Origin of the sequence: Mycoplasmoides pneumoniae FH, assembly GCF_001272835.1 — a bacterium.
Taxonomy (GTDB): Bacteria; Bacillota_I; Bacilli_A; order Mycoplasmatales; family Mycoplasmoidaceae; genus Mycoplasmoides; species Mycoplasmoides pneumoniae.
Map to the genome: position 1 here is coordinate 237,640 of NZ_CP010546.1, position 22,346 is coordinate 259,985.

Annotated in this window: 14 protein-coding genes and 2 pseudogenes; all 16 read left to right on the forward strand. The window is 41.8% G+C overall.

The annotated features are described in order from the left end of the window. Window positions 1–80: 80 nt before the first annotated feature. The 16 genes and pseudogenes from F539_RS01125 to uvrB all read left to right on the forward strand — a co-directional run bounded on the left by F539_RS01125 (window position 81) and on the right by uvrB (window position 22,346). Window positions 81–2,516 (forward strand): P80 family lipoprotein, encoded by a 2,436-nt coding sequence (locus tag F539_RS01125; protein WP_019830469.1) that lies wholly within the window; start codon window positions 81–83, stop codon window positions 2,514–2,516. 129 nt (window positions 2,517–2,645) lie between these two features. Beyond that, entirely contained in the window at window positions 2,646–5,042 is a 2,397-nt protein-coding gene (locus tag F539_RS01130) for a P68 family surface lipoprotein (protein WP_014325396.1), read from the forward strand. 104 nt (window positions 5,043–5,146) lie between these two features. Continuing rightward, window positions 5,147–6,232 carry a restriction endonuclease subunit S gene (locus F539_RS01135; protein WP_014574906.1) on the forward strand — a complete coding sequence of 362 codons (1,086 nt, stop codon included), beginning with the start codon at window positions 5,147–5,149 and terminating at the stop codon, window positions 6,230–6,232. Window positions 6,233–6,354: 122 nt separating this feature from the next. Continuing rightward, window positions 6,355–7,365 (forward strand): hypothetical protein, encoded by a 1,011-nt coding sequence (locus F539_RS04660; RefSeq protein ID WP_225971133.1) that lies wholly within the window; start codon window positions 6,355–6,357, stop codon window positions 7,363–7,365. A 5-nt stretch (window positions 7,366–7,370) separates the two neighbouring features. Further along, window positions 7,371–7,724, forward strand: coding sequence for a hypothetical protein (locus tag F539_RS04665; RefSeq protein ID WP_167335614.1), 354 nt, complete (start codon window positions 7,371–7,373; stop codon window positions 7,722–7,724). After that, window positions 7,606–7,863: pseudogene (locus tag F539_RS04670) on the forward strand (hypothetical protein); the annotation flags it as partial. The gene F539_RS04665 and the pseudogene F539_RS04670, both read left to right, overlap by 119 nt. Further along, on the forward strand, window positions 7,772–7,960 hold the full coding sequence (locus tag F539_RS04675) for a hypothetical protein (protein ID WP_369122637.1): 189 nt from the start codon (window positions 7,772–7,774) through the stop codon (window positions 7,958–7,960). The pseudogene F539_RS04670 and the gene F539_RS04675, both read left to right, overlap by 92 nt. Window positions 7,961–8,064: 104 nt before the next feature. Then, window positions 8,065–8,337 (forward strand): hypothetical protein, encoded by a 273-nt coding sequence (locus F539_RS04620; RefSeq protein ID WP_014574907.1) that lies wholly within the window; start codon window positions 8,065–8,067, stop codon window positions 8,335–8,337. After that, window positions 8,315–8,761: a DUF16 domain-containing protein gene (locus F539_RS01155; protein WP_014325400.1), complete on the forward strand. Its 447-nt coding sequence runs from the start codon at window positions 8,315–8,317 to the stop codon at window positions 8,759–8,761. Before F539_RS04620 ends, F539_RS01155 begins: the two co-directional genes overlap by 23 nt. A 409-nt stretch (window positions 8,762–9,170) precedes the next feature. Continuing rightward, window positions 9,171–10,520 (forward strand): annotated as a pseudogene (gene mgpA / locus F539_RS01160) (adhesin P1); the annotation flags it as partial. A gap of 232 nt (window positions 10,521–10,752) precedes the next feature. Beyond that, window positions 10,753–11,025: an MPN207a family PTS transporter accessory protein gene (locus F539_RS04680; protein WP_014574909.1), complete on the forward strand. Its 273-nt coding sequence runs from the start codon at window positions 10,753–10,755 to the stop codon at window positions 11,023–11,025. 32 nt (window positions 11,026–11,057) lie between these two features. Next, window positions 11,058–13,880, forward strand: coding sequence for a glucose-specific PTS IICBA transporter (gene ptsG / locus F539_RS01170; protein WP_014325402.1), 2,823 nt, complete (start codon window positions 11,058–11,060; stop codon window positions 13,878–13,880). A 609-nt stretch (window positions 13,881–14,489) separates the two neighbouring features. Then, window positions 14,490–15,374: a 30S ribosomal protein S2 gene (gene rpsB / locus F539_RS01180; RefSeq protein ID WP_014325403.1), complete on the forward strand. Its 885-nt coding sequence runs from the start codon at window positions 14,490–14,492 to the stop codon at window positions 15,372–15,374. Next, window positions 15,367–17,985 carry a cation-translocating P-type ATPase gene (locus F539_RS01185; protein ID WP_014325404.1) on the forward strand — a complete coding sequence of 873 codons (2,619 nt, stop codon included), beginning with the start codon at window positions 15,367–15,369 and terminating at the stop codon, window positions 17,983–17,985. Before rpsB ends, F539_RS01185 begins: the two co-directional genes overlap by 8 nt. Next, entirely contained in the window at window positions 17,972–20,398 is a 2,427-nt protein-coding gene (gene secA, locus F539_RS01190) for a preprotein translocase subunit SecA (RefSeq protein ID WP_014325405.1), read from the forward strand. Before F539_RS01185 ends, secA begins: the two co-directional genes overlap by 14 nt. Further along, entirely contained in the window at window positions 20,373–22,346 is a 1,974-nt protein-coding gene (uvrB, locus tag F539_RS01195) for an excinuclease ABC subunit UvrB (RefSeq protein ID WP_010874568.1), read from the forward strand. The genes secA and uvrB overlap by 26 nt, the downstream gene beginning before the upstream one ends.

Consider the following 22,346-nt stretch of genomic DNA (forward strand, 5'->3'; position numbering starts at 1 on the left):
GTAATTTTTGCAAAAAATTTCCTTTAATTTGCTAAATTATTTTAAGGATAGCACACTGCTGTCAAACCAAATGAGAACGAATGAAATTCAAAATATTTTTGGGCAGCAGCTTTTTTGGTGTTGCCACCTTACTTAGTGCTTGTGGTACTGGTCGCTTTGATCAAATCGATGATGGCAAAATTAAGCTTGCTGTTGTCACATCCCCTAGTGCCGCTAGTTCACTGCAAACCTTATTAGATCAATACAACAACACTAAAGCACCAGCTGATTATCCAGTGGAAGTAGTTTCACTAGACAGTACTGGGAGCTATACTAAAGGGAAATTTGATACCCAAAAACGGTTAGCTGCTAAAGATAAAAATAACTTTTATAACCTAACCTTTAACTACCCCGACTTAGTTTCATCTTTAGCAATTAACGGAATGGAACTCAACCTTGATGGGGTTAATGTTTCTAACTTCGAACAGTCTTTCTTAGACTTCAACAAGAACATTAGTGGCGTACGCAAACCCGGCATTTACGCCTTACCAGCTACCATGAGTGGTGAAGTTTTGGTTTTAAATGGGCCAGTTCTCCACTACATCTTGAACAGTGCCAAGAAGAAGGATGGTACCGAATCAAAAATTAAAACTGCTCAATTAAAAACAGCTTCAACTCAGGCAGAAGTTAAGGGTACTATGACCATGGCTAGTGATGAACAAACCACAAAGCTTTGGACTAATATTCAAAACGCCGCTAAGGAAAATGCCGATAACGGTACAACTGAGAAAGCGGAAAAAACAGTTTCCGCTAGTTCGTTGCAATTAAAAAATACGAATAAAACCACCGAAGGTACCCTAAAAATTGGTACTGATGACAACACTAAAAATCTTTGAAAAAAGATTGAAGATGCCGCAAAAACTAACGGGGAAAAAGGTAATGAGAAGCAAGAAGCTACTCAAAGCAATGCTAGCGCTAGTCTCGTTAAGTTGGATCAAAAAAATACTAGTCAGGATAAAACTCAAAACACCCAGACTAGTGATGATGAAATTAAAAAATCTTGAGGCGAATATAAGGAAGTAGAAGGCGGTCTTAAGGGTTATGAATTTAAGGCTGATGTCTTTGAGAGTTGGGAAAAGTTAAACGATTTTGCAGTACGGGTAGCAAAGTCGTTTAGCAAGGTTTCTGAAGAGAAGAAAAGTGGTAGTGACATCCAGGGTGTTTTTGGCATTGGTAGTTTAGAAAATGCGCTTTACACTGCATCATTTGCAGCCGGTGGTGGCGACTATAACAACTTCTTGTTTAACATTAAAAAAGGTCGCGCTGATTTTAGTAACTTCTTTAACCACAATTCAAAAACTTTCCAAAGTCTAAGAGATATTTTCAACAGCTTTAAGCCTTTAATTGACCAAAAGGGTTTAATTAATAACAAACACTTTGATACTCCAGTGAATAATTACGCTAAATTTCACCAATTGGCATTCTATGTATCATCGACAGCTCGCTTTCCTTACTCGTTTGCCAAAGATAATGTAAAACGCTTAATTATTGGTAAACGCGAATTGGAAGTAAACCCTAAATCAATGTTTGCCATTAAGAAGGAAAACGGCAATAACGGTAACAGCAACCTCTTAGGTAAAGTTGCACTAGATAACAATAAATCTATTGAACTTTACGAAAATAATATTCCTAACGGTAAAACTGATGCCATCTTAATTAAGAACCAAACTTTAATTAGTGCGTTGAAGAATCCAAAACAGACAAAGAGCTCTCAAAGATCTTCTCAGTCTACAAACACCCAAAATGATGCCATTTGTTACTTAGCCTTCAACAGCAAGATTAGACCAGACGATAAAGACATTTTCCTATTAGACAAATTTGGTGAAAAATTTGTCACCGCAATTGTTAACTTTGAAGAAAAAACGGAGGTCAAAATTAATACGCTCCAAGAAAAGGAAGCTGTTGTTTTACCAGCACCACAAAAGTTTAAACCTACTGATCCAAAATCAGTGGCACTTGTTCAAGGTCCAAGTTTAATCGGTATTCACGCTAACGCTAACGAAGACCGTTCAACCATTAAGTTTCTCAACTGGTACCTTAATGCTGAAGTTGATTGAAAAGATGGAGAAAAGAAAACACCAGCAGAATACTTAGCAGAAAAAGCTTCTTACCTATTGCCGTTTAAAAAAGTATTAGAAAAATCCAAGCAAAACATAAAAGCGACCTCTAAGGAAGGAGAGCAAAATCAAGGCAAGAAAGGTGATGGTGCACAGAACCAAGGTAAGAAGGGCGATGGAGCTCAAAATGGTAAGAATGATAAAGCAAAGCACAATGGTTTTGTCGATATTGCCGTCAGCCAATTTTTAAACGGTTCTGTCGCTAAGTTTGTGGAACCAGCTGACTTTTTAGGTATTCGCTTACGTGATGCCGTTAAGAGTACCTTTAACGCTGCCATTAACAACACCTCAATTAACTTTGACAAGTTCATTCAGTACATTAACGATTCTTTAGGTAGCGACTTTAAGCAAAGACAGTAGTTTAAACTGATTCTTTACCTCTAAATAAAAATACTAAAGCCCATTAAAGCCGAACCACTAATTTTGCCCTAGCTTGTAAAGCAGTTAAATATTTTTTAAGATATCTTCACCTCTTTTTTGCGTTTAGTGATGAAATTTAAGTATGGTGCCATTGTTTTCAGTGGTCTTTTAGGAGTCTCTGCCATTTTAGCTGCTTGTGGTACACGCGGTAAATTTGACCAAATTGATGATGGCAAAATTAAGCTAGCATCTTCGTTAACTTCCAAAGGTGCCGCTAATGCTTTACAAGCAATTGTGAAGAAGTATAACGAGGTTAAAAAGCCTGGTGATTACCCAATTGAAATAACCCAAATTGCGGGTGGTTACGACCAAGCACGCGTTGACTTACAATCACGGGTTGGTGTTAAGGATAAAACCAATTTTTACAACCTCATTTTGAACTATCCCGATGTAGTTTCAGTGCTAGCACGTAACCAAATGGAACTGCCATTTGATGGTGTTGATGTTTCTAAAATTTCACCTAACTTTTTAAATTTTAACGAACGTATTAGCGGAGTTTCTAAAAAGGCTAACTATGCCATTCCGGTCTCTGTTTCGACTGATATTTTAGTGCTCAATGGACCAGTTTTGCACTACATTTTAAACAGTGCTAAAGGTGAAAGTAAGGGCGCACAAAAAGATAACAAGAGTGCTGAAGTTCAAAGAAAAAGTACAGGTCAAAAGACCGTTACCCAACCTTTAACTATTGCAACTGATTCTGCTACAAACGGTCTTTGGAAAAAGATTGAAGATGCTGCAAAAGTCAACGGTAAAAAGAAAGAAGAGAAAAAGAGTACACGCAGTAAAAGAGCCACAGAAGGCACACAAACCACCAAAGAAAATACGGGTGGTGATGCTGCAACAAGTGATACCAAAATTAAAGAATCTTGAGGTGCTTACCAAGAAGTAGAAGGCGGCTTAAAGGGTTATCAATTTAAAGCCATTGTTTTTGAAAACTGACACGATCTAATTGATTTTTCTACCAGAGTAGCTAAATCATTTAGCAAGGTCAAAGATAACAGCAACAAGAAAGGCAATGAAATTCAAGGTGTGTTAGGTGTTGATAATTCACCTAATGCTTTACTATCTTCGGTGTTTGCTGCTGGTAACAGTGACTATAACAACTTCTTTTATAAGGTGCAAAATGGTCGGGCTGACTTTAGCAACTTTAACAATAAAGGCAGTTCTTATCAAAACCTTAAAAATGTCTTTAACGACTATAAGAACCTAATTGCACAAAATGGTCTTTATGTAAATAAAGGCGGCTCTTACTCTTCAAACTTCCAAAAGTTTCACCAGTTAGCTTACAGCATTTCCTCTACTTCTGGTTTTGCTTATTCGTTTGCTGGACAAAATTCCAAACGTTTTAAATTTACTGATGATGGTACTTTTGTTGAGTATCCTAGTTATACAACTGAAGTTAATGCACCAGAAAGTAATAATGGCAATGATGGAAAGCAACAAGGTCAAAGTGATCAAGGAAACCTTTTAGGAACTTTTGAAGTTGTAGATAAAAGTACTAGTGATATAAAGGTGAAACCTAAAACTCAAGCGGAATCAAAGAAAAGTAGTGATAGTAAACAAACTGCAAACACAGGCAAAGGCAGTAATTCAAAACAACAAACTCCGAAGAAAACTATTTCGCTTTATAAAACCAAAATTCCTCAAGATAAAACAGAAAACGTTGACGCTTTTTTAGTTACTGATTCAGAATTAATTAGCAAACTTGAAAAAGCTAAAAATAAAAAGGAAGAAACTAAAGCTTCAGGTAAATCTGCATCTGCACGTGTGGCAGTTCAAGCAACTCAAAAGAAACAGTCTAACGAAAAGCAGATAGTTGGTTACACTACTACATCCGCATTAAGCGAAGACGGCAAACACATTTTTAAATTGGGTAAACTCAACAGCGAGAACTATGAGCGCAAAATCATTGTTGGTGCTACTGTAGAAACACTAGAACAATCCACTACCTTGCAAAGTGAAGAAGCAATTGTTTTAGCAGCACCTGGTAAGTACAAGGATAGTGATCAAAAGAGAGTTATGATCACCCAAGGTCCTAACCTAATAGGGGTTCATGCTAATACTAAAGAAAATGAAGAGACTAAGAAATTTGTTAACTGGTTTTTAAATAAAACCGAAAGTTGAGAAGTTAAAGGAAACGGAAAGGATTCACAAACTACTAAATCACTTACACCAGCGCAATATTTTGCTGAATCAGCATCTTATATTTTGCCGCTAAAGGAAACTGTTGAAAAAGATCATAAAGAACAAACTAATAAAAACACCTATGTTGCCAAAGCTTTAGAAATGCTCAAGGAAGTTAGTGAAAACAAATCAGTCAGCTATAGTGATCCGAGTGATTTTAGAAGTGGTAGATTCCGTGATGCACTTGGTGCTAACTTTAATGCCACTATTAATTCAAAAGCAAATTTTGAAAAGTTTTTCCAAGGTTTTAAAGCTGCATTAGGCTCTGATTTTGATAAATAGAATAGAAGTTTTTAGTTGCTTTTTAGATAAAAATTTCAAATATTTCTCCTTTATAAAACAATCTTTCAAAAAGCTTTTTAGAAAGAAATTAAACTGTTACTGTCGTGGAGATTAAAACTTACAAAATCAAAGATATTTGTGATATTACACGCGGTAGAGTTATCAGCAAATTGGACATTAAAAAAGATCCAGGAGTTTTTCCTGTTTATTCGGCAGCTACTAATAACGATGGGGAGTTTGGTCGAATAAATTCTTATGACTTTGATGGTGAATATGTTACTTGAACAGCTGACGGTTATGGAGGGGCTGTTTTTTATCGTAATGGTAAATTTAGCATCACAAATCTTTGTGGTCTTTTGAAAGTAAAAAATAAAGAAATTAGTTCAAAATATCTTGCTCATATTTTGAAACTAGAAGCACCGAAATTCACAAACCGTGTTTTTAAAAATAGACCTAAGTTAACACATAAAACAATGGCCGAAATTCCCATTGATTTCCCACCCTTGAAAATTCAAGAGAAAATTGCTACTATCTTAGATACTTTTACCGAGCTAAGGGCGCGCAAGAAGCAGTATGCCTTCTATCGCGATTATCTGCTTAATCAAGAAAATATCCGAAAAATTTATGGAGCAAATATACCTTTCGAAACTTTTCAAGTAAAGGATATTTGTGAAATTAGAAGAGGTCGAGCGATCACTAAAGCGTATATTAGGAATAATCCTGGAGAAAATCCAGTTTATTCCGCAGCTACCACAAATGATGGTGAGTTAGGACACATTAAAGATTGCGACTTTGATGGTGAATACATCACTTGAACTACAAATGGTTATGCTGGAGTAGTTTTTTATCGTAATGGCAAGTTTAATGCATCACAAGATTGCGGTGTTTTAAAAGTTAAAAATAAAAAAATCTGCACCAAATTCCTATCCCTTTTATTAAAGATAGAAGCGCCAAAATTCGTTCATAATCTAGCTTCAAGACCAAAATTAAGCCAAAAAGTAATGGCTGAAATCGAACTCTCTTTCCCACCTCTAGAAATCCAAGAAAAGATTGCCGATATTCTCTTTGCTTTTGAAAAACTTTGCAATGATTTAGTAGAAGGTATTCCTGCCGAAATTGAATTGCGTAAAAAGCAATTGGATTACTATCAGAACTTCTTATTTAATTGAGTTCAAAAAATAAGAAATTAGAAAGTCTCAAATCTCTTTAATAATAAAAGTTAGTTCAGCAAACCACAAACTGATCCCACTTCTCCCCCACGCTCACCCGCTTCTCCACCGGGTTCAACCTCGCGGGGTCGGTGCTCGACCAGGTGTTGGATTATATTCCCTGGATTGGGAATGGGTACAGGTATGGCAATAACCACCGGGGCGTGGATGATATAACCGCGCCTCAAACCGGCGCGGGGTCGTCCAGCGGAACTAGTACGAACACAAGTGGTTCGCGTTCCTTTCTCCCGACGTTCTCGAATGTCGGCGTTGGTCTCAAAGCCAACGTCCAAGCCACGCTCGGTGGCAGTCAGACGACGACTACAGGCGGCTCCAAATGATCCACCCTCGACAAAGCCAACCTCCAGCCCTGAACGGGGGCGGGGTGAAGGAATGATAAGACTACTGGGAATAACACCCAAGGCAACGAAAACCACACCACCTTTAAAAACGCTACGGGGATGGGCAGTCAAAACCAGGGTTCTACAACAACTACCTCAGCGGGCAATCCCGATTCTTTAGTTACTGATAAAGTTGATCAAAAAGGTCAGGTGCAAACAAGTGGTCAAAATTTAAGTGAGACCAACTACACCAACCTCCCCCCCAACCTCACCCCCACATCCGACTGACCGAACGCGCTCAGCTTCACCAACAAGAACAACGCGCAGCGCGCCCAGCTGTTCCTGCACGGCTTGTTGGGCAGCATCCCGGTGTTGGTTAATAAGAGTGGCGAAAATAACGAAAAATTCCAAGCCACCGACCAAAAATGGTCCTACACCGAATTAAAGTCGGATCAAACCAAGCTCAACCTCCCCGCTTATGGTGAGGTGAATGGGCTGTTGAATCCGGCGTTGGTGGAAACCTATTTTGGGACGACGCGTACGTCTAGCACTGCGAACCAAAACAGTACAACCGTCCCCGGTATCGGTTTAAAATTCCCGAACAAAATAATGATTCAAAGGCTGTGCTGATCACCCCCGGGTTGGCTTGAACGCCCCAGGACGTTGGTAACCTCGTTGTCAGTGGCACCAGCTTCAGCTTCCAGCTCGGCGGGTGGCTGGTCAGCTTCACGGACTTTGTCAAACCCCGCGCGGGTTACCTCGGACTCCAGTTAACGGGCTTGGATGAAAGTGATGCGACGCAGCGCGCCCTCATTTGGGCCCCCCGGCCCTGAGCGGCCTTTCGTGGCAGTTGGGTCAACCGGTTGGGCCGCGTGGAGAGTGTGTGGGATTTGAAGGGGGTGTGGGCGGATCAAGCTCAGTCCGACTCGCAAGGATCTACCACCACCGCAACAGGGGCTACCTTACCGGAGCACCCGAATGCTTTGGCCTTTCAGGTGAGTGTGGTGGAAGCGAGTGCTTACAAGCCAAACACGAGCTCCGACCAAACCCAATCCACTAACAGTTCCCCCTACCTGCACTTGGTGAAGCCTAAGAAAGTTACCCAATCCGACAAAGTTAGACGACGATCTTAAAAACCTGTTGGACCCCAACGAGGTTCGCGCCAGAATGCTCAAATCATTTGGTACAGAAAATTTCACCCAGCCCCAACCCCAACCCCAAGCCCTCAAAACAACGACACCGGTATTTGGGACGAGTAGTGGTAACCTCGGTAGTGTGCTTAGTGGTGGGGGGTACCACGCAGGGCTCAAGCACCACCAATCAACTGTCACCCGTTCAACGGGTGAGTGGGTGGACCGCTAACTATTAATAGGAACTTTTCTTATTAAGAAGAACTTTTTTGAAAAAAGTTTTGAAGTTATTTTGGTGTCTTTACTAACTTAAAGCAATTTAGTTAACGAATACCCAAAAAGTATGAAATTGATTAAATTAGCGAGGTTTCACCGCTTTTTAAAACAAGACCAATTGCAACTTGTTTCTTTGTTTAGCCAAAACTTTTTGCAAGTTTTGTTGACACCTTTAAATAAACCGGTCAATTTATTTAGTGAAAACACAACAATGAAAACAAATAAAAAATACGCCTTTGCGGCGTTGCTAATGCAAGCTCAAGCTAAGCTCCCAAATTCATTTAAATTCTTTCTTTCAAAAAAGGAGGTATTACTTAATGAAAGAAAAAACTCCCTTTAAAAACGAAAAAGAATTCCATGAAATGGTGAAAAAGACCAAAAAGGGCACTTTTTCAGGTTGATATATCATTGACAAAGATAACAACAGTGTGGAATTCTCTGGCAAATTCAACAGACAATTTAAACTTAACAAACCGGTTATACCAGTGAACACGGAATACGTAACGCGTAAAGAGTTAAACGAGTACAAAGACTCAAACGACCAACGACTTACAAAGATTGAAACCACTTTGGCCGCCCAAGGTGAGCAAATCAACAAATTAACTCAAACTGTTGAAAAACAGGGCGAACAAATTAGAGAACTTCAAGTGGAGCAAAAAGCTCAGGGTGAGCAAATTAAAGCTCAGGGAGAAACCTTAAAGCTAATCTTGCAAACGCTGCAAAAAATGAGTGATCGCTTGGACAAAATTGATCCATCTAAATAGTTTTTAGGCTAATAACAAAAGTGCCAGCAGTTAATCTTAAAGATTAGTTGCTGGTTTTTTTCTTCACAACCAATAAACAAATAAAAAGCCATCCACCGCGAGGTGAACGGTAGATGGCTAAAAATAGTTTTTAATGATTTTGAAAACTAACGAAAAGTGTTAGTTTGAGTTGTAAAGCAGTTATGAATGTTTGTTCCTTTAAAAATTTGTTTTTTGTTTAGCTAAATATGTGCTGAAAGCCATTGCGTTAACATAAGTAAATTAAGACATAAAAAATGAACACATTAATCAAATAAGTGTGGGAACAGAAAATCAGGCTTTCAACACAAAATTTTCGTTTTTCTGCTCTCACTAAATAAATTGAGTTGGGTTTTAAAAACCGCCAAAAATTTTTAATTTAGTTTTTGCTACTTTCTCCTCCCTCCCCCTCACGGGTGAAAACCCCGGGGCGTGGGCCTTAGTGCGCGATAACACTGCCAAGGGCATCACTGCCGGCAGTGGCAGTCAACAAACCACGTATGATCCTGCGCGAACCGAGGCCACCTTGACCACCATCACCTTTGCGCTGCGCCGGTATGACCTCGCCGGGCGCGCCTTATACGACCTCGACTTTTCGAAGTTAAACCCACAAACGCCAACGCGTGATGCCAACGGCCAGATCACCTTTAACCCCTTTGGCGGCTTTGGTTTGAGTGGCAGTGCACCCCAACAGTGAAACGAGGTCAAAAACAAGGTCCCCGTCGAGGTGGCCCAAGACCCCACCGATCCTTATCGGTTTGCCGTTTTACTCGTGCCGCGCAGTGTGGTGTACTATGAGCAGTTGCAAAGGGGATTAGCGCTCCCTAACCAAGGGAGTTCGTCAGGCTCCGGTCAACAAAACACCACCATTGGCGCGTATGGGCTGAAGGTGAAGAACGCCGAGGCGGACACCGCGAAGAGCAATGAAAAACTCCAGGGCGATGAATCCAAGTCTTCCAATGGATCTTCAAGCACTTCCACCACCACCCAACGTGGTTCGACCAATTCCGACACCAAAGTCAAGGCTTTAAAAATAGAGGTGAAAAAGAAATCGGACTCGGAGGACAATGGTCAGCTGCAGTTAGAAAAAAATGATCTCGCCAACGCTCCCATTAAGCGGGGTGAGGAGTCGGGTCAGTCCGTCCAACTCAAGGCGGACGATTTTGGTACTGCCCCTTCCAGTTCGGGATCAGGCGGCAACTCCAACCCCGGTTCCCCCACCCCCTGAAGGCCGTGGCTTGCGACTGAGCAAATTCACAAGGACCTCCCCAAATGATCCGCCTCGATCCTGATTCTGTACGATGCGCCTTATGCGCGCAACCGTACCGCCATTGACCGCGTTGATCACTTGGATCCCAAGGCCATGACCGCGAACTATCCGCCCAGTTGAAGAACGCCCAAGTGAAACCACCACGGTTTGTGGGACTGAAAGGCGCGCGATGTTTTGTTCCAAACCACCGGGTTCTTCAACCCGCGCCGCCACCCCGAGTGGTTTGACCAGGGCCAAGCGGTCGCGGATAATACCCAAACCGGGTTTGATGAAAGTAATACTTCGAACACCAAGCAGGGCTTTCAAAAGGAAGCTGACTCCGACAAGTCGGCCCCCATCGCCCTCCCGTTTGAAGCGTACTTCGCCAACATTGGCAACCTCACCTGGTTCGGGCAAGCGCTTTTGGTGTTTGGTGGCAATGGCCATGTTACCAAGTCGGCCCACACCGCGCCTTTGAGTATTTGGCTTTATATATATTTAGTAAAGGCAGTTACTTTTAGGTTGCTTTTAGCTAACTCTTTATTATCAAAAAGCAACATATATAAAAAAACAGCTAATTAAAGCTAGTAGAGCTAAGCGATTATTTCTTTTAAGTTAAATCTTAGTTGCTCAAGATTAAAACGCACTAAATTGAATGCTGTTGTAATAAGGCGTTTTTTCAAATCAAATTCATACACTAAAAGTGCGAAAAGGTTGTATACGCATGGAAAATGCGCGAGTTCTCTTAATTGTTTTCGGTATCGTACTAATTTTTGTTGGTATTGGCTTTTTATTTTGAGCATTAAGAATTACGCTTAAGCGTCAAAAAGGAGGCGAAGCTACTACTAGCTTAACGACTAACGATCCTGCTTTAAAGAACTTTGGTCGGCCAAGTTGATGGCAACGTAATAATCAACTTGTGCTCTTCCTCTTAGCGACAGTATTTTTGATGTTGGGAATAGGCGGTCTTTCTTCCATTCCCTCAATGTTTAAGTAACAAAAATTTAAGGATTTAAAAAAGGTTCATTTATGCAAATTAAAGCACAGGACACAGGACAGCAAAAGAAGTCCTGTTTATTGTCTAACATCCGCAATAAATGGAAAAACCGGAATCGCGGGAGTTTCCGCCAATGAGTTGGAAAGCTTTCCAATGGGTTGATGATCCCGATTGCCGTTTTACCTATTGCGGGTATTTTTTTGGGTGTTGGTGATGCAATTGCCGGAAATGCAGGTGATTTAACTGGTCTGCGTTATTTCGGACTTTTCATTAAAAATGGTGGTGATGTTGTTTTTGCTAACCTACCCATTTTGTTTGCTATTGCTATAGCAATAACGTTCTCACAAGACGCTGGGGTCGCCGGATTTTCGGCCTTTGTCTTTTGAGCTGCTATGAACGGGTTTATGAGCTCGTTAATATTGCCTTTTGATAAAGCAGGCAAAATTATTACTGACACTTCGACTCCAATTGCTGGTTTTAAAGTACTTTACTACAAGAGTGTCCCTGTTCATGCTATTGCTACAACCTTGGGACTGCGAACATTATCAACCTCAGTATTCGGTGGGATTATTGTAGGTGCCTTAACTTCAGTACTTTACAAGAAGTTTTATGCCATTAGGTTACCTGATGTAATTGGATTCTTTAGCGGTACTCGTTTTGTCCCTATTATTTGTTTTGTGGTAGCGATTCCTGTTGCGTTAATCTTGTTAATGATCTGACCAGCTGTCTCCATTGGACTTAATGCTATTGGTACTGGTTTAGGTTTCTTAGGTGGTAAAGGTTATGGTGCCAACAGTTTGATCTTTGGTTACATTGAACGTTCCTTAATTCCGTTTGGTGTGCACCACGCCTTCTATGCACCACTTTGATACACCTCTGCTGGTGGTAGCTTACAAGAAATTGTTAACCAACAGGTTTGGATTCGTCCCGACTTCCACTTAAGTGATAACTATGTAGCACGGGTAATTGGTTGAGTTGATCCTAATAACTCTAGCATGTACATTATTCCTGGTGCATTAAATGGTCAAAATGGAAGTTCAACCGGTAATACAATGTCAAAAGATCTTAATGGAGCACTTTCTGCCTACATGAGTAAAGAAAGCACAGCTTTCTTAACTTGAAAAGATCTAGTTGATGGCTTAACCTTTAAAGGTAATTTTGATAAGATGGCCGAAAACGGTTTGTTAGACGGTTCTAACAAAATTTGATTGGGTCTGAACGGTTCTGGTATTTTAGGTAAAAAATTGTTACTAAGTGATGGTAATGTTTACACTATTACCTTTAAAACCTTTGCCAACACTACTCCAATTGCTTGGAGTAAAGGTGCACAGGCAGTGTTACCTTTAAATGCTAGCTCTACAATCGTTAACAATCCAACCGCTTTAGCAGCAGCTACACAAAGTAATAATAACACTAACAACATTAAACTTTACCCGGTAAATTCCTTTAGGGTAGCTGTTGAAAGTTTAAATCCAGCGCAATACTCCCAGGGTAAATTCCCCTTCATGTTGTTTGGAATTCCAGCAGCTGGTGTAGCCATGATCTTGGCAGCACCTAAAGATAGAAGAAAGGAAGCAGCTTCGATTGTTGGTAGTGCAGCATTTACCAGCTTCTTAACTGGTATTACTGAACCATTTGAATTTACCTTCTTGTTCTTAGCGCCTTGATTATTCTATGGGGTGCACGCTGTTTTGGCAGCTGTAAGCTTCTGGTTAATGAACATCTTGGGTGCTAATGTGGGTCAAACCTTCTCTGGTTCCTTTATTGACTTTATTCTCTATGGTGCTTTACCAGATGGTCGTCGTTGGTTAGCAAACTCTTACTTAGTACCTATTATTGGACTGTTCTTAGCTGCCATCTACTTCCCAACCTTCTACTTCTTAATTAAGCACTTTAACTTGGCAACTCCAGGTCGTGGTGGTAAGTTAATTACCAAGAAGGAATACTTAGCAAGCAAAGCAGCCGCTAAAGCAGAGGGTGTAAGTGGTGTAGCAGAAAACTTTACCCAAACGCAAATTGAAGCGGGCATCTTACTCCAAGCTTACGGTGGCAAGGAAAACATTGTTGAACTAGGTGCATGTATTACCAAGTTACGGGTTACTGTTAAGAACCCCGAACTAGTTAAGGAAGAACCTATTAAAGAACTTGGAGCTGCTGGGGTAATGCGTACCACCCCAACCTTCTTTGTAGCCGTTTTTGGTACCCGCGCTGCCGTTTACAAATCTGCTATGCAGGACATTATCCAGGGCAAGGTTAACTGGGAAGCGTTGCAAAAGGTTATTAATACAGATCAACTAGCTGTTGAGCCTAAAGAAACCACTCCACCAAAGGAAGTAATGCCGGTGGTACAAGACGAAATTGTGATTCTGTCCCCAGTTAACGGTACCTTAAAATCACTCAATCAAGTACCCGATGAAACCTTTAAGCAAAAGCTAGTGGGTGAAGGTGTTGCCATTGTACCGAGCGATGGTCACTTTAAAGCCCCTGGTGAAGCAGGTGTGAAAACGGAGTTAGCTTTCCCTGGTGGTCACGCTTACATCTTTGACATTGATGGCATTAAGGTAATGTTGCACATTGGGATTGACACTGTGCAAATTAACGCCAAAAAACAACCGGGCGAACCACTAGAAGTGTTTGACATTAAGACCAAACAGGGTGAGTACACTAAGGAAAAGAGTGAAAGTGTAGTGGAAGTTGATTTAAAGAAACTCAGCAAGAAGTACAACCCAATTACCCCATTTGTGGTAATGAAGGAATCACTAGAAAACTTTAAATTAGTGCCAATCCGCCAACGCGGTGAGATTAAAGTGGGCCAACCAATCTTTAAACTAGTCTACAAGAAGTCACAGGCATAAAAACTGCTTGGCAAACAAAGAGGTCATAGGTAAGCCTATGGCCTTTTTGTTTATAATGAAAGTCCGGGGAAGGCTTTAGATGAATTTTTCCCTGGTGTTTCATCTGGTTATCTTTTATAAGTTTTAGCACCTGCAATTTTTTATGTTCTTGCACGCGTGTAGCAAACATCTTTTAAGTTTTTTCATTCTTCAACTTTAATTTCTTCAACAGTTTTCTAGTAGTTGCTTATTTTTCAAACTTAAGTTAGTTAGTTAAGTATTGCCTCTTTTTTTGAAGCAGCTACACTTATCAAGTTACTCATATTTTTCTTTTTCATATTTAGACATAGGTTGTGTTAAGGGATTTTTAGGACTATCCATGTAAATATATCTGATAACTTATTTTGATTTTGTTAGCAATAACAACAAAATCCACATCTAAAGCAAACCAAAAAGTCACCTGTTTTTAACGGGTGGCTTTTTAATTGTGGAACTGCAAGCTCCTTAATAATTCTTATTAAGGAGGATGACAATGTTTGGCTTAACACTTTGGCACAAAAATGGTGTTGGTTAGCAATCATTAATTAAGTTAACTTGCTCTGTTTGGTGCATAATGTAAAATTACAAAGCATGTCAGAACTGATTACAACACCTGTAGAAACCACCGCCAAAGCGGAACTCGTTTCCCTAGCTAAGCTCGGGGAAATGCGTACCCATGTCGGAATGGTTAAGCGTTACTGGAACCCCAAAATGGGCTTTTTTATTGAACCAGAACGCAAGCACAATAACGATCACTTTGTATTAGAGTTACAACGTCAATCTTTGCAAACAGCTTACAACTACGTCAAGGAAGTAGCACAAAACAACGGTCAAATTCTCTTCGTTGGTACTAAGAACGATTATGTGAAAAAACTCGTTAATAATATCGCTAAACGGGTTCATGTTGCTTTTATTACTCAGCGCTGATTGGGTGGTACTTTAACTAACTTTAAAACACTTTCAATTTCAATTAATAAACTCAATAAGTTAGTGGAAAAACAAGCGGAAAACGCGGCTGATTTAACTAAAAAGGAAAACTTGATGCTTTCCCGCGAAATTGAACGCTTGGAGAAGTTCTTTGGCGGGGTAAAATCACTTAAACGTTTACCGAACTTACTAATTGTGGATGACCCGGTATACGAAAAGAATGCGGTAGCGGAGGCTAACAGCTTGAGAATTCCTGTAGTAGCGTTGTGTAACACTAACACCAATCCGGAATTAGTTGACTTTATTATTCCCGCTAACAACCACCAACCCCAATCAACCTGCTTGTTGATGAACTTATTAGCTGATGCGGTGGCTGAAGCTAAGGCAATGCCAACCATGTTTGCTTACAAACCGGATGAGGAAATTCAAATTGAAATTCCCCAAAAACAAGAGGCACCACGCCAAGTTGTAAACCGTGCAAATTCTAAACAAATTACCTCTCAACGGTTAAACATTACTCGCAACCCAGAAGTTCTCACCCGTGAATAAGTGAACTGGGTTGAGTGCTGCGGCCGTTTTAGAAAGCCGCGCACAGCATGGTGCTAATTTAATTCCTACAAAAAAATTAACCCCTTTTTGACTACTGTTCTTAGAACAGTTCAAGAGCTTAGTGGTGATCTTACTGCTGGTAGCTACCATCCTTTCACTAGTGGTTGCCATTATTAGTGGGGTTAATGCTAACTGGTTGTTTGACCACAACCTTGTTATTGAGTGAACCCAACCGTTTGTAATTTTGATAACGGTGTTGGCCAACTCCCTGATTGGCTCCATTCAGGAATTTAAAGCGCAAAAGTCAGCTCACACCTTAAAGTCCCTAACGCAACCCTTTACGCGGGTATTCCGTGAAGAAGGCTTGGTTTCGTTACCGGTGGGTGAAGTTGTTGTCGGTGACATTATCTTTCTGGAAGCGGGTGATATTATTCCCGCTGACGGGAAGGTGCTGCAAGCGAACCACCTCCGCTGTATGGAGAGCTTTTTAACTGGTGAATCAGTCCCAGTTGATAAAAGTGTGGTTAACACCGGTGGCAAGGGTTTGTTGGAACAAACAAACCTACTCTTTTCTGGTGCCCAAGTGGTCTTTGGTAGTGGTGTATTCGAAGTAACTGCTGTGGGGTTAAATACCCAAGTCGGTCAAATTGTCAAAACAGTGGACAGTAGTGCAACTAAGCTATCGCCCCTACAGCAAAAACTGGAAAAAGTGGGGAAGTGGTTTAGCTGGTTTGGCCTTGGTTTATTCGTTGTCGTTTTCCTAGTGCAGTTAGGGTTACTTGGTTTTCACAACTTTAGCGCTAACTGATCGATTGCCTTAATTGGTGCAATTGCCTTAGTAGTCGCTATTATCCCTGAGGGCTTAGTGACCTTTATTAACGTCATTTTTGCCTTAAGTGTGCAGAAGCTCACCAAACAAAAGGCAATTATTAAGTACCTAGCTGCAATCGAAACACTCGGTGGCGTGCAAATCATTTGTACCGACAAAACTGGTACTTTAACACAAAACAAGATGAAGGTCGTGGACTATTTCTGTTTTAGTAACACTACCCAAACAGACTTAGCACGTGCTTTGTGTTTGTGCAACAATGCTACAGTCAACACTAACGGAGACAGCACCGGTGATCCAACTGAAATTGCCCTTTTGCAATGGTTGGACCGTGATGGTTTGGAATTAAACCACTACACACGCGTGTACGAAAAGGCATTTGATTCCAACCGCAAGCTTATGAGTGTGGTGGTGCAAAAGGACAACCGTTTTATTGTGATTGTCAAGGGCGCACACGATGTCTTGTTACCGTTATGTAAGGGCTTGGATAGCAACCAAATTAAGCCTTTAATTGATGAACGTGCTAGCAACGGCTTGCGCAACTTAGCGGTGGGACTCAAGGTTTTATACTGCTTTGATCCAGAAAATACCCAAACTGTCAACGAATTGGAAAGCGAACTCGACTTTTTGGGTTTTGTTAGCTTACAAGATCCACCACGAATTGAAAGTAAAGCTGCCATTATGGCGTGTCACCAAGCCAACATTACCCCAATTATGATCACTGGTGATCACCTCAAAACCGCTACTGCAATTGCCAAAGAATTGGGCATTCTGACCGATGAAAGGCAAGCCATTTTAGGAGTCGATTTAGACCCCGCTAAAATTATGGAGTACCGCGTCTTTGCCAGAGTAACGCCGCAGCAAAAGCTAGAAATAGTTAATGCCTGAAAGCAAGCGGGTTACACGGTAGCCGTTACTGGTGATGGGGTCAATGATGCGCCCGCTTTAGTGACTAGTGATGTTGGTTGTTGTATGGGACAAACGGGGGTTGACATTGCCAAAGATGCCGCTGATGTCATTATTAGCGATGACAACTTTGCCACAATTGTTAACGGGATTGAACAGGGTCGTAAAACCTTTTTGACCTGTAAACGGGTGTTGTTTAACCTCTTTTTAACCTCAATTGCTGGCACGATTGTCGTGTTATTGGGTTTATTTGTATTAGGGGAAGTCTTTCGTGAACAACTCAGCAAAGCAAACCATAACTTCCAGGTCTTTACCCCTACGCAACTGCTAATTATTAACCTCTTTGTTCACGGCTTTCCCGCTGTGGCCTTAGCGATCCAACCCGTCCAGGAAAAACTGATGTTAAAACCGTTTTCCACCAAAAATCTGTTTTACAACCGTGGCGGGTTCGATTTAATCTGACAATCCTTGCTGTTGAGCTTTTTAACCCTACTTTTCTACAGTTTAGGGATGGTCTATGCCATTAATGATCCGGAGTTAGGCAAATCCGGTGATTTAATTAACCGGGCTGGTGCGACCTGTGGTTTTATGGTGTTAGGGGGCAGTGCAGCTTTAAATTCCTTAAACCTAATGGTGGATCGACCATTGGTAGCTACTAACCCAAAGCACTATGGCATTGTGTGACTAGGGGCGTTGTCCTCGATCTTTGTCTTCTTATTAATTATTTTCATTAACCCCTTGGGGTTAGTGTTTAGTACATTAAAAGACCTTACTGCCCACCCGGTTTTAATTGGTTATAGCTTTGGGGGCGTGCTTTTATATATGACAATTAACGAAGTTGTTAAACTTATTAGGTTAAGTTATGGGTCTGTTTAACTTCTTGAAGTTAGTCTCCCCGCGTCATCGGATTTACCATAAGGCAAGTAAGATTGCCAACGAAGTCGAGGGACACAAAAATTACTACCGCAACCTCACTGATGTACAGCTGCTGGAAGAGTCCAATAAGCTAGTGGATTTAGTGACAAAGCAAAACTACACCATTTTGGATGTGGCGGTGGCTGCTTTGGCCTTAATTCGCGAAGTGGTCTACCGTGAAACCGGGGAGTTTGCTTACAGAGTGCAAATTATTGGTGCTTACATCGTCTTGATCGGTGACTTTGCTGAAATGATGACTGGGGAAGGGAAAACCCTGACCATTGTTTTAGCAGCCTATGTCTCGGCGTTAGAAAAACGCGGTGTCCATGTGGTTACGGTCAATGAATACCTAGCGCAGCGGGATGCTACTAACGCCACCAAGATCTTAAAGCGTGTTGGCATGACCGTTGGTTGTAACTTTGCTAACCTAGCACCACATTTAAAGCAAGCCGCGTTTGCTTGTGATGTAACTTACACCACTAACAGTGAACTCGGTTTTGATTATCTCAGGGACAATATGGTGCACCGCTTTGAGGACAAGAAGATCCGCGAGTTGCACTTTGCGATAGTAGACGAAGGCGATTCGGTTCTCATTGATGAAGCGCGCACCCCTTTAATTATTTCTGGTCCTGCCAAAAACGAGTTTGCAGCATACGTGGCTGTTGATCGCTTTGTCAAAAAGCTCAAGGAAGACGAGTACAAGATTGACCCCGAATCACGTGCCCCCGCTTTAACAGAACTTGGCATTAAGCACGCGGAAAAGAACTTTAAAACCGATAACCTGTTTGCGCTAGAAAACAGTGACCTGTTCCACAAGATTATTAACGCTTTAACCGCCGTTAAAGTTTTTGAGCAGGGCAAGGAGTACATTGTGCGTGATGGTAAGGTGTTAATTGTGGACCACTTTACTGGCCGAATCCTGGAGGGCAGGAGCTACAGTAATGGGCTCCACCAAGCGGTTCAGGCCAAGGAAATGGTCGAAATTGAACCAGAAAATGTGATAGTAGCTACGATTACCTACCAATCGTTTTTCCGTCTGTACAACCGGTTGTCAGCGGTATCGGGTACCGCTTTTACTGAATCGGAGGAATTCCTCAAGATTTACAACATGGTGGTAGTACCCGTACCTACTAACCGACCCAATATCCGCAAAGACCGTGCTGACAGCGTCTTTGGTACGCCCAACATTAAGTGGCTAGCAGTGGTCAAGGAAGTCAAACGGATCCACGAAACCGGGCGACCAATCCTAATTGGGACCGCCAACATTGATGACTCGGAACTACTTCACAACTACCTCCAAGAAGCCAACATTCCCCACGAAGTTCTCAACGCCAAGAACCACTCTCGGGAAGCGGAAATAGTCGCTAAGGCGGGCCAAAAAGGGGCGGTGACCATTTCTACCAATATGGCGGGAAGAGGTACTGACATTCGTTTAGGTGAAGGGGTCGCTGAAATGGGCGGGTTGTATGTCCTTGGTACGGAACGCAACGAATCGCGCCGGATTGACAACCAACTGCGCGGTCGGGCGGGTCGGCAAGGCGATCGCGGTGAGACCAAGTTCTTTATCTCCTTGGGTGATGCCCTGTTCAAACGCTTTGCCCATGACCGGATTGAACGCGCCATTACTAAGTTAGGGAACGATACCTTTGACAGCTCCTTCTTTTCCAAGATGTTAAGCCGTACCCAAAAACGGGTCGAAGCAATTAACTTTGACACCAGAAAGAACTTAATTGATTATGACCATGTGTTGGCCAGTCAACGGGAATTGATCTACAAACAACGCGATAAGTTCTTATTAGCCACTGATCTCAGTGACATGATCGACAAGATGTTGGAAAAGTTTGTCGAGCAGTTCTGTGACCAGTACCGCAACCCTAAGAACCAAAACCTCGTTAACCACATTGCTTTATCAGAGGCCTTAAACCTGGAATTAAACATGCACGGTGTTATTAGTCCGAAGCTGTTTGAAAACATGACTTTTGATGCGACTGTCCATAAAACCCACAGTTTAATTGGTGAAAAGATTACCAATAAGGTCAAGGTCTTAACCCCCCCAATTGCCCTCATCCGTTTTCGTGAAATTATGATCACAGCAATGGACAAGCACTGAATCGAACACTTAGACAATGTCTTTAAGCTCAGGGAAGGGGTTACCTTGCGCTCGATGGAACAAACGAGTCCCCTCAACGTTTACATTCGCGAAACCGACATCTTGTTCCAAACAATGTTGCAAAAGATTGCTCGGGACGTCATTATCCAAATTGCTAACTTAGCGACTCCCGAAGAGTTTGATGAGGAACTAATGAAGGCTAACGCCTTGAAGAAGTTGCAAGCACTTAGAGAAGCTCATGAAAAGTCCAACCAAGGACAGTAAACTGTTCCACCTCAAGAGTAACTTTGCCCCCACTGGGGACCAACCAGCGGCGATTGCTAAGTTAGCTGAGTTTCAAACCAATGAACAGGTCTTACTCGGTGCTACGGGTACCGGTAAGACCTTTACGATTGCCAACGTTATTCAAAAGGTACAACTGCCTACAGTAGTGATTGCCCACAATAAAACGTTAGCGGGACAGCTTTATCAGGAGTTGAAGGAGTTATTCCCTAATAATGCGGTGGAGTACTTCATCTCCTACTTTGACTTTTACCAACCAGAGGCTTATCTGCCCGCTAAGGGGGTTTACATTGAAAAGAGTGCAACTGTTAACGAAGAGATTAAACGGTTACGAGTGTCCACCTTACATTCACTCTCTACCCGCAAGGATGTGATTGTGGTGGGTTCGGTAGCCAGTATTTACCCAACTTCTTCTCCCGCTGATTTCGCCCAGTACTCGCTCTGGTTAGTAGTTGGTAAGGAATACGGTTTAAGTGAGTTAAAAACGCAGTTAATTCACCTAAACTATGTTGTTAATAAACAACAGTTAACTCCGGGAAAGTTCCGCTTTCAGGGCGATGTTGTTGAAGTGTTTCCTGGTTATGCGCAGGATTATGTCTTGCGGCTTTCCTTCTTTGACCAGCAACTAGAACAAATTGCTCGCATCGATCCCTTAACTAACAAGGTATTGGAAACCCTTAACAGCTTTAAGTTAGGTCCCGCTGATGAGTACATAGTAAACCAAAATGACTTAGGAGTAGCCTTAGACACGATTAAGGCCGAACTCAAAGATCGCTTAAAGTACTTTGAACGGTTAAACTTCCCCGAACGTGCCCAGCGCTTACAAACGATTACCGAACACGATTTAGCAGATCTGAAGGCCTGGGGGGTATGTAGTGGCGTGGAAAACTATGCGCGGCATTTAGAACACCGCCCACCGCACTCCAAGCCGTATAACATCTTTGATTACTTTACTAAAGGTGAATGGCTATTGGTAGTTGATGAATCCCACCAAACGCTACCGCAAATTAAGGGGATGTACAACACCGATATTTCACGGAAACAAAGCCTAATTGAGTACGGTTTTCGCCTCCCTTCAGCTTTAGACAACCGTCCTTTATCCTATGAGGAATTCCGCCAGGGAATCAACAAGGTCATTTATGTATCCGCTACCCCTAGGGAAGAGGAAATTCAGTTAAGTCACAACAACGTGGTCGAACAGTTAGTGCGTCCCACCTACCTCTTGGACCCGGAAGTGATTGTGAAACCGAAGGACAACCAGGTTGAAGACCTAGTGAGTGAAATCATTAACCAAAGAAAACACAACGGTCGTACCTTTGTCACGGTGTTAACGATTAAGATGGCGGAAAACCTGACTGACTTTTTGAAGGAGCGCAACATTAAGGTAGCGTACATCCACAAGGATATTAAAGCCTTGGAACGTTTAATTCTGTTAACGGATTTACGCAAAGGTGAGTATGAGTGTTTAGTGGGGATTAACTTACTGCGAGAAGGTTTAGATGTTCCTGAAGTTTCACTCGTAGCCATCTTTGACGCTGACATTCCTGGATTACCACGCGATGAGCGCAGTTTAATCCAGATAATTGGCCGCGCTGCGCGAAACGTTCATGGCCGGGTGATTATGTATGCCAATACCATTAGCGAACAAATGGATAAGGCGATTAAGGAAACGCAACGCCGGCGCACCATCCAAATGGCTTACAACGAACAACACCACAAAACACCAATGACGGTGCAAAAACCAATTACCTTAAACCAGCCGATTAAGTTAAAGACCAAAAGCTCAGAGCAGCAAAAAGCTGCTTTAATTAAGCAGCTAACCAAGGAAATGAAGCAAGCAGCCGCTAACCAAAACTATGAGTTAGCGATTGAGATCCGCGACTCGATCTTTGAATTGGAAAAGCAATTTCGTGGTAAAATTAAGAGCTAG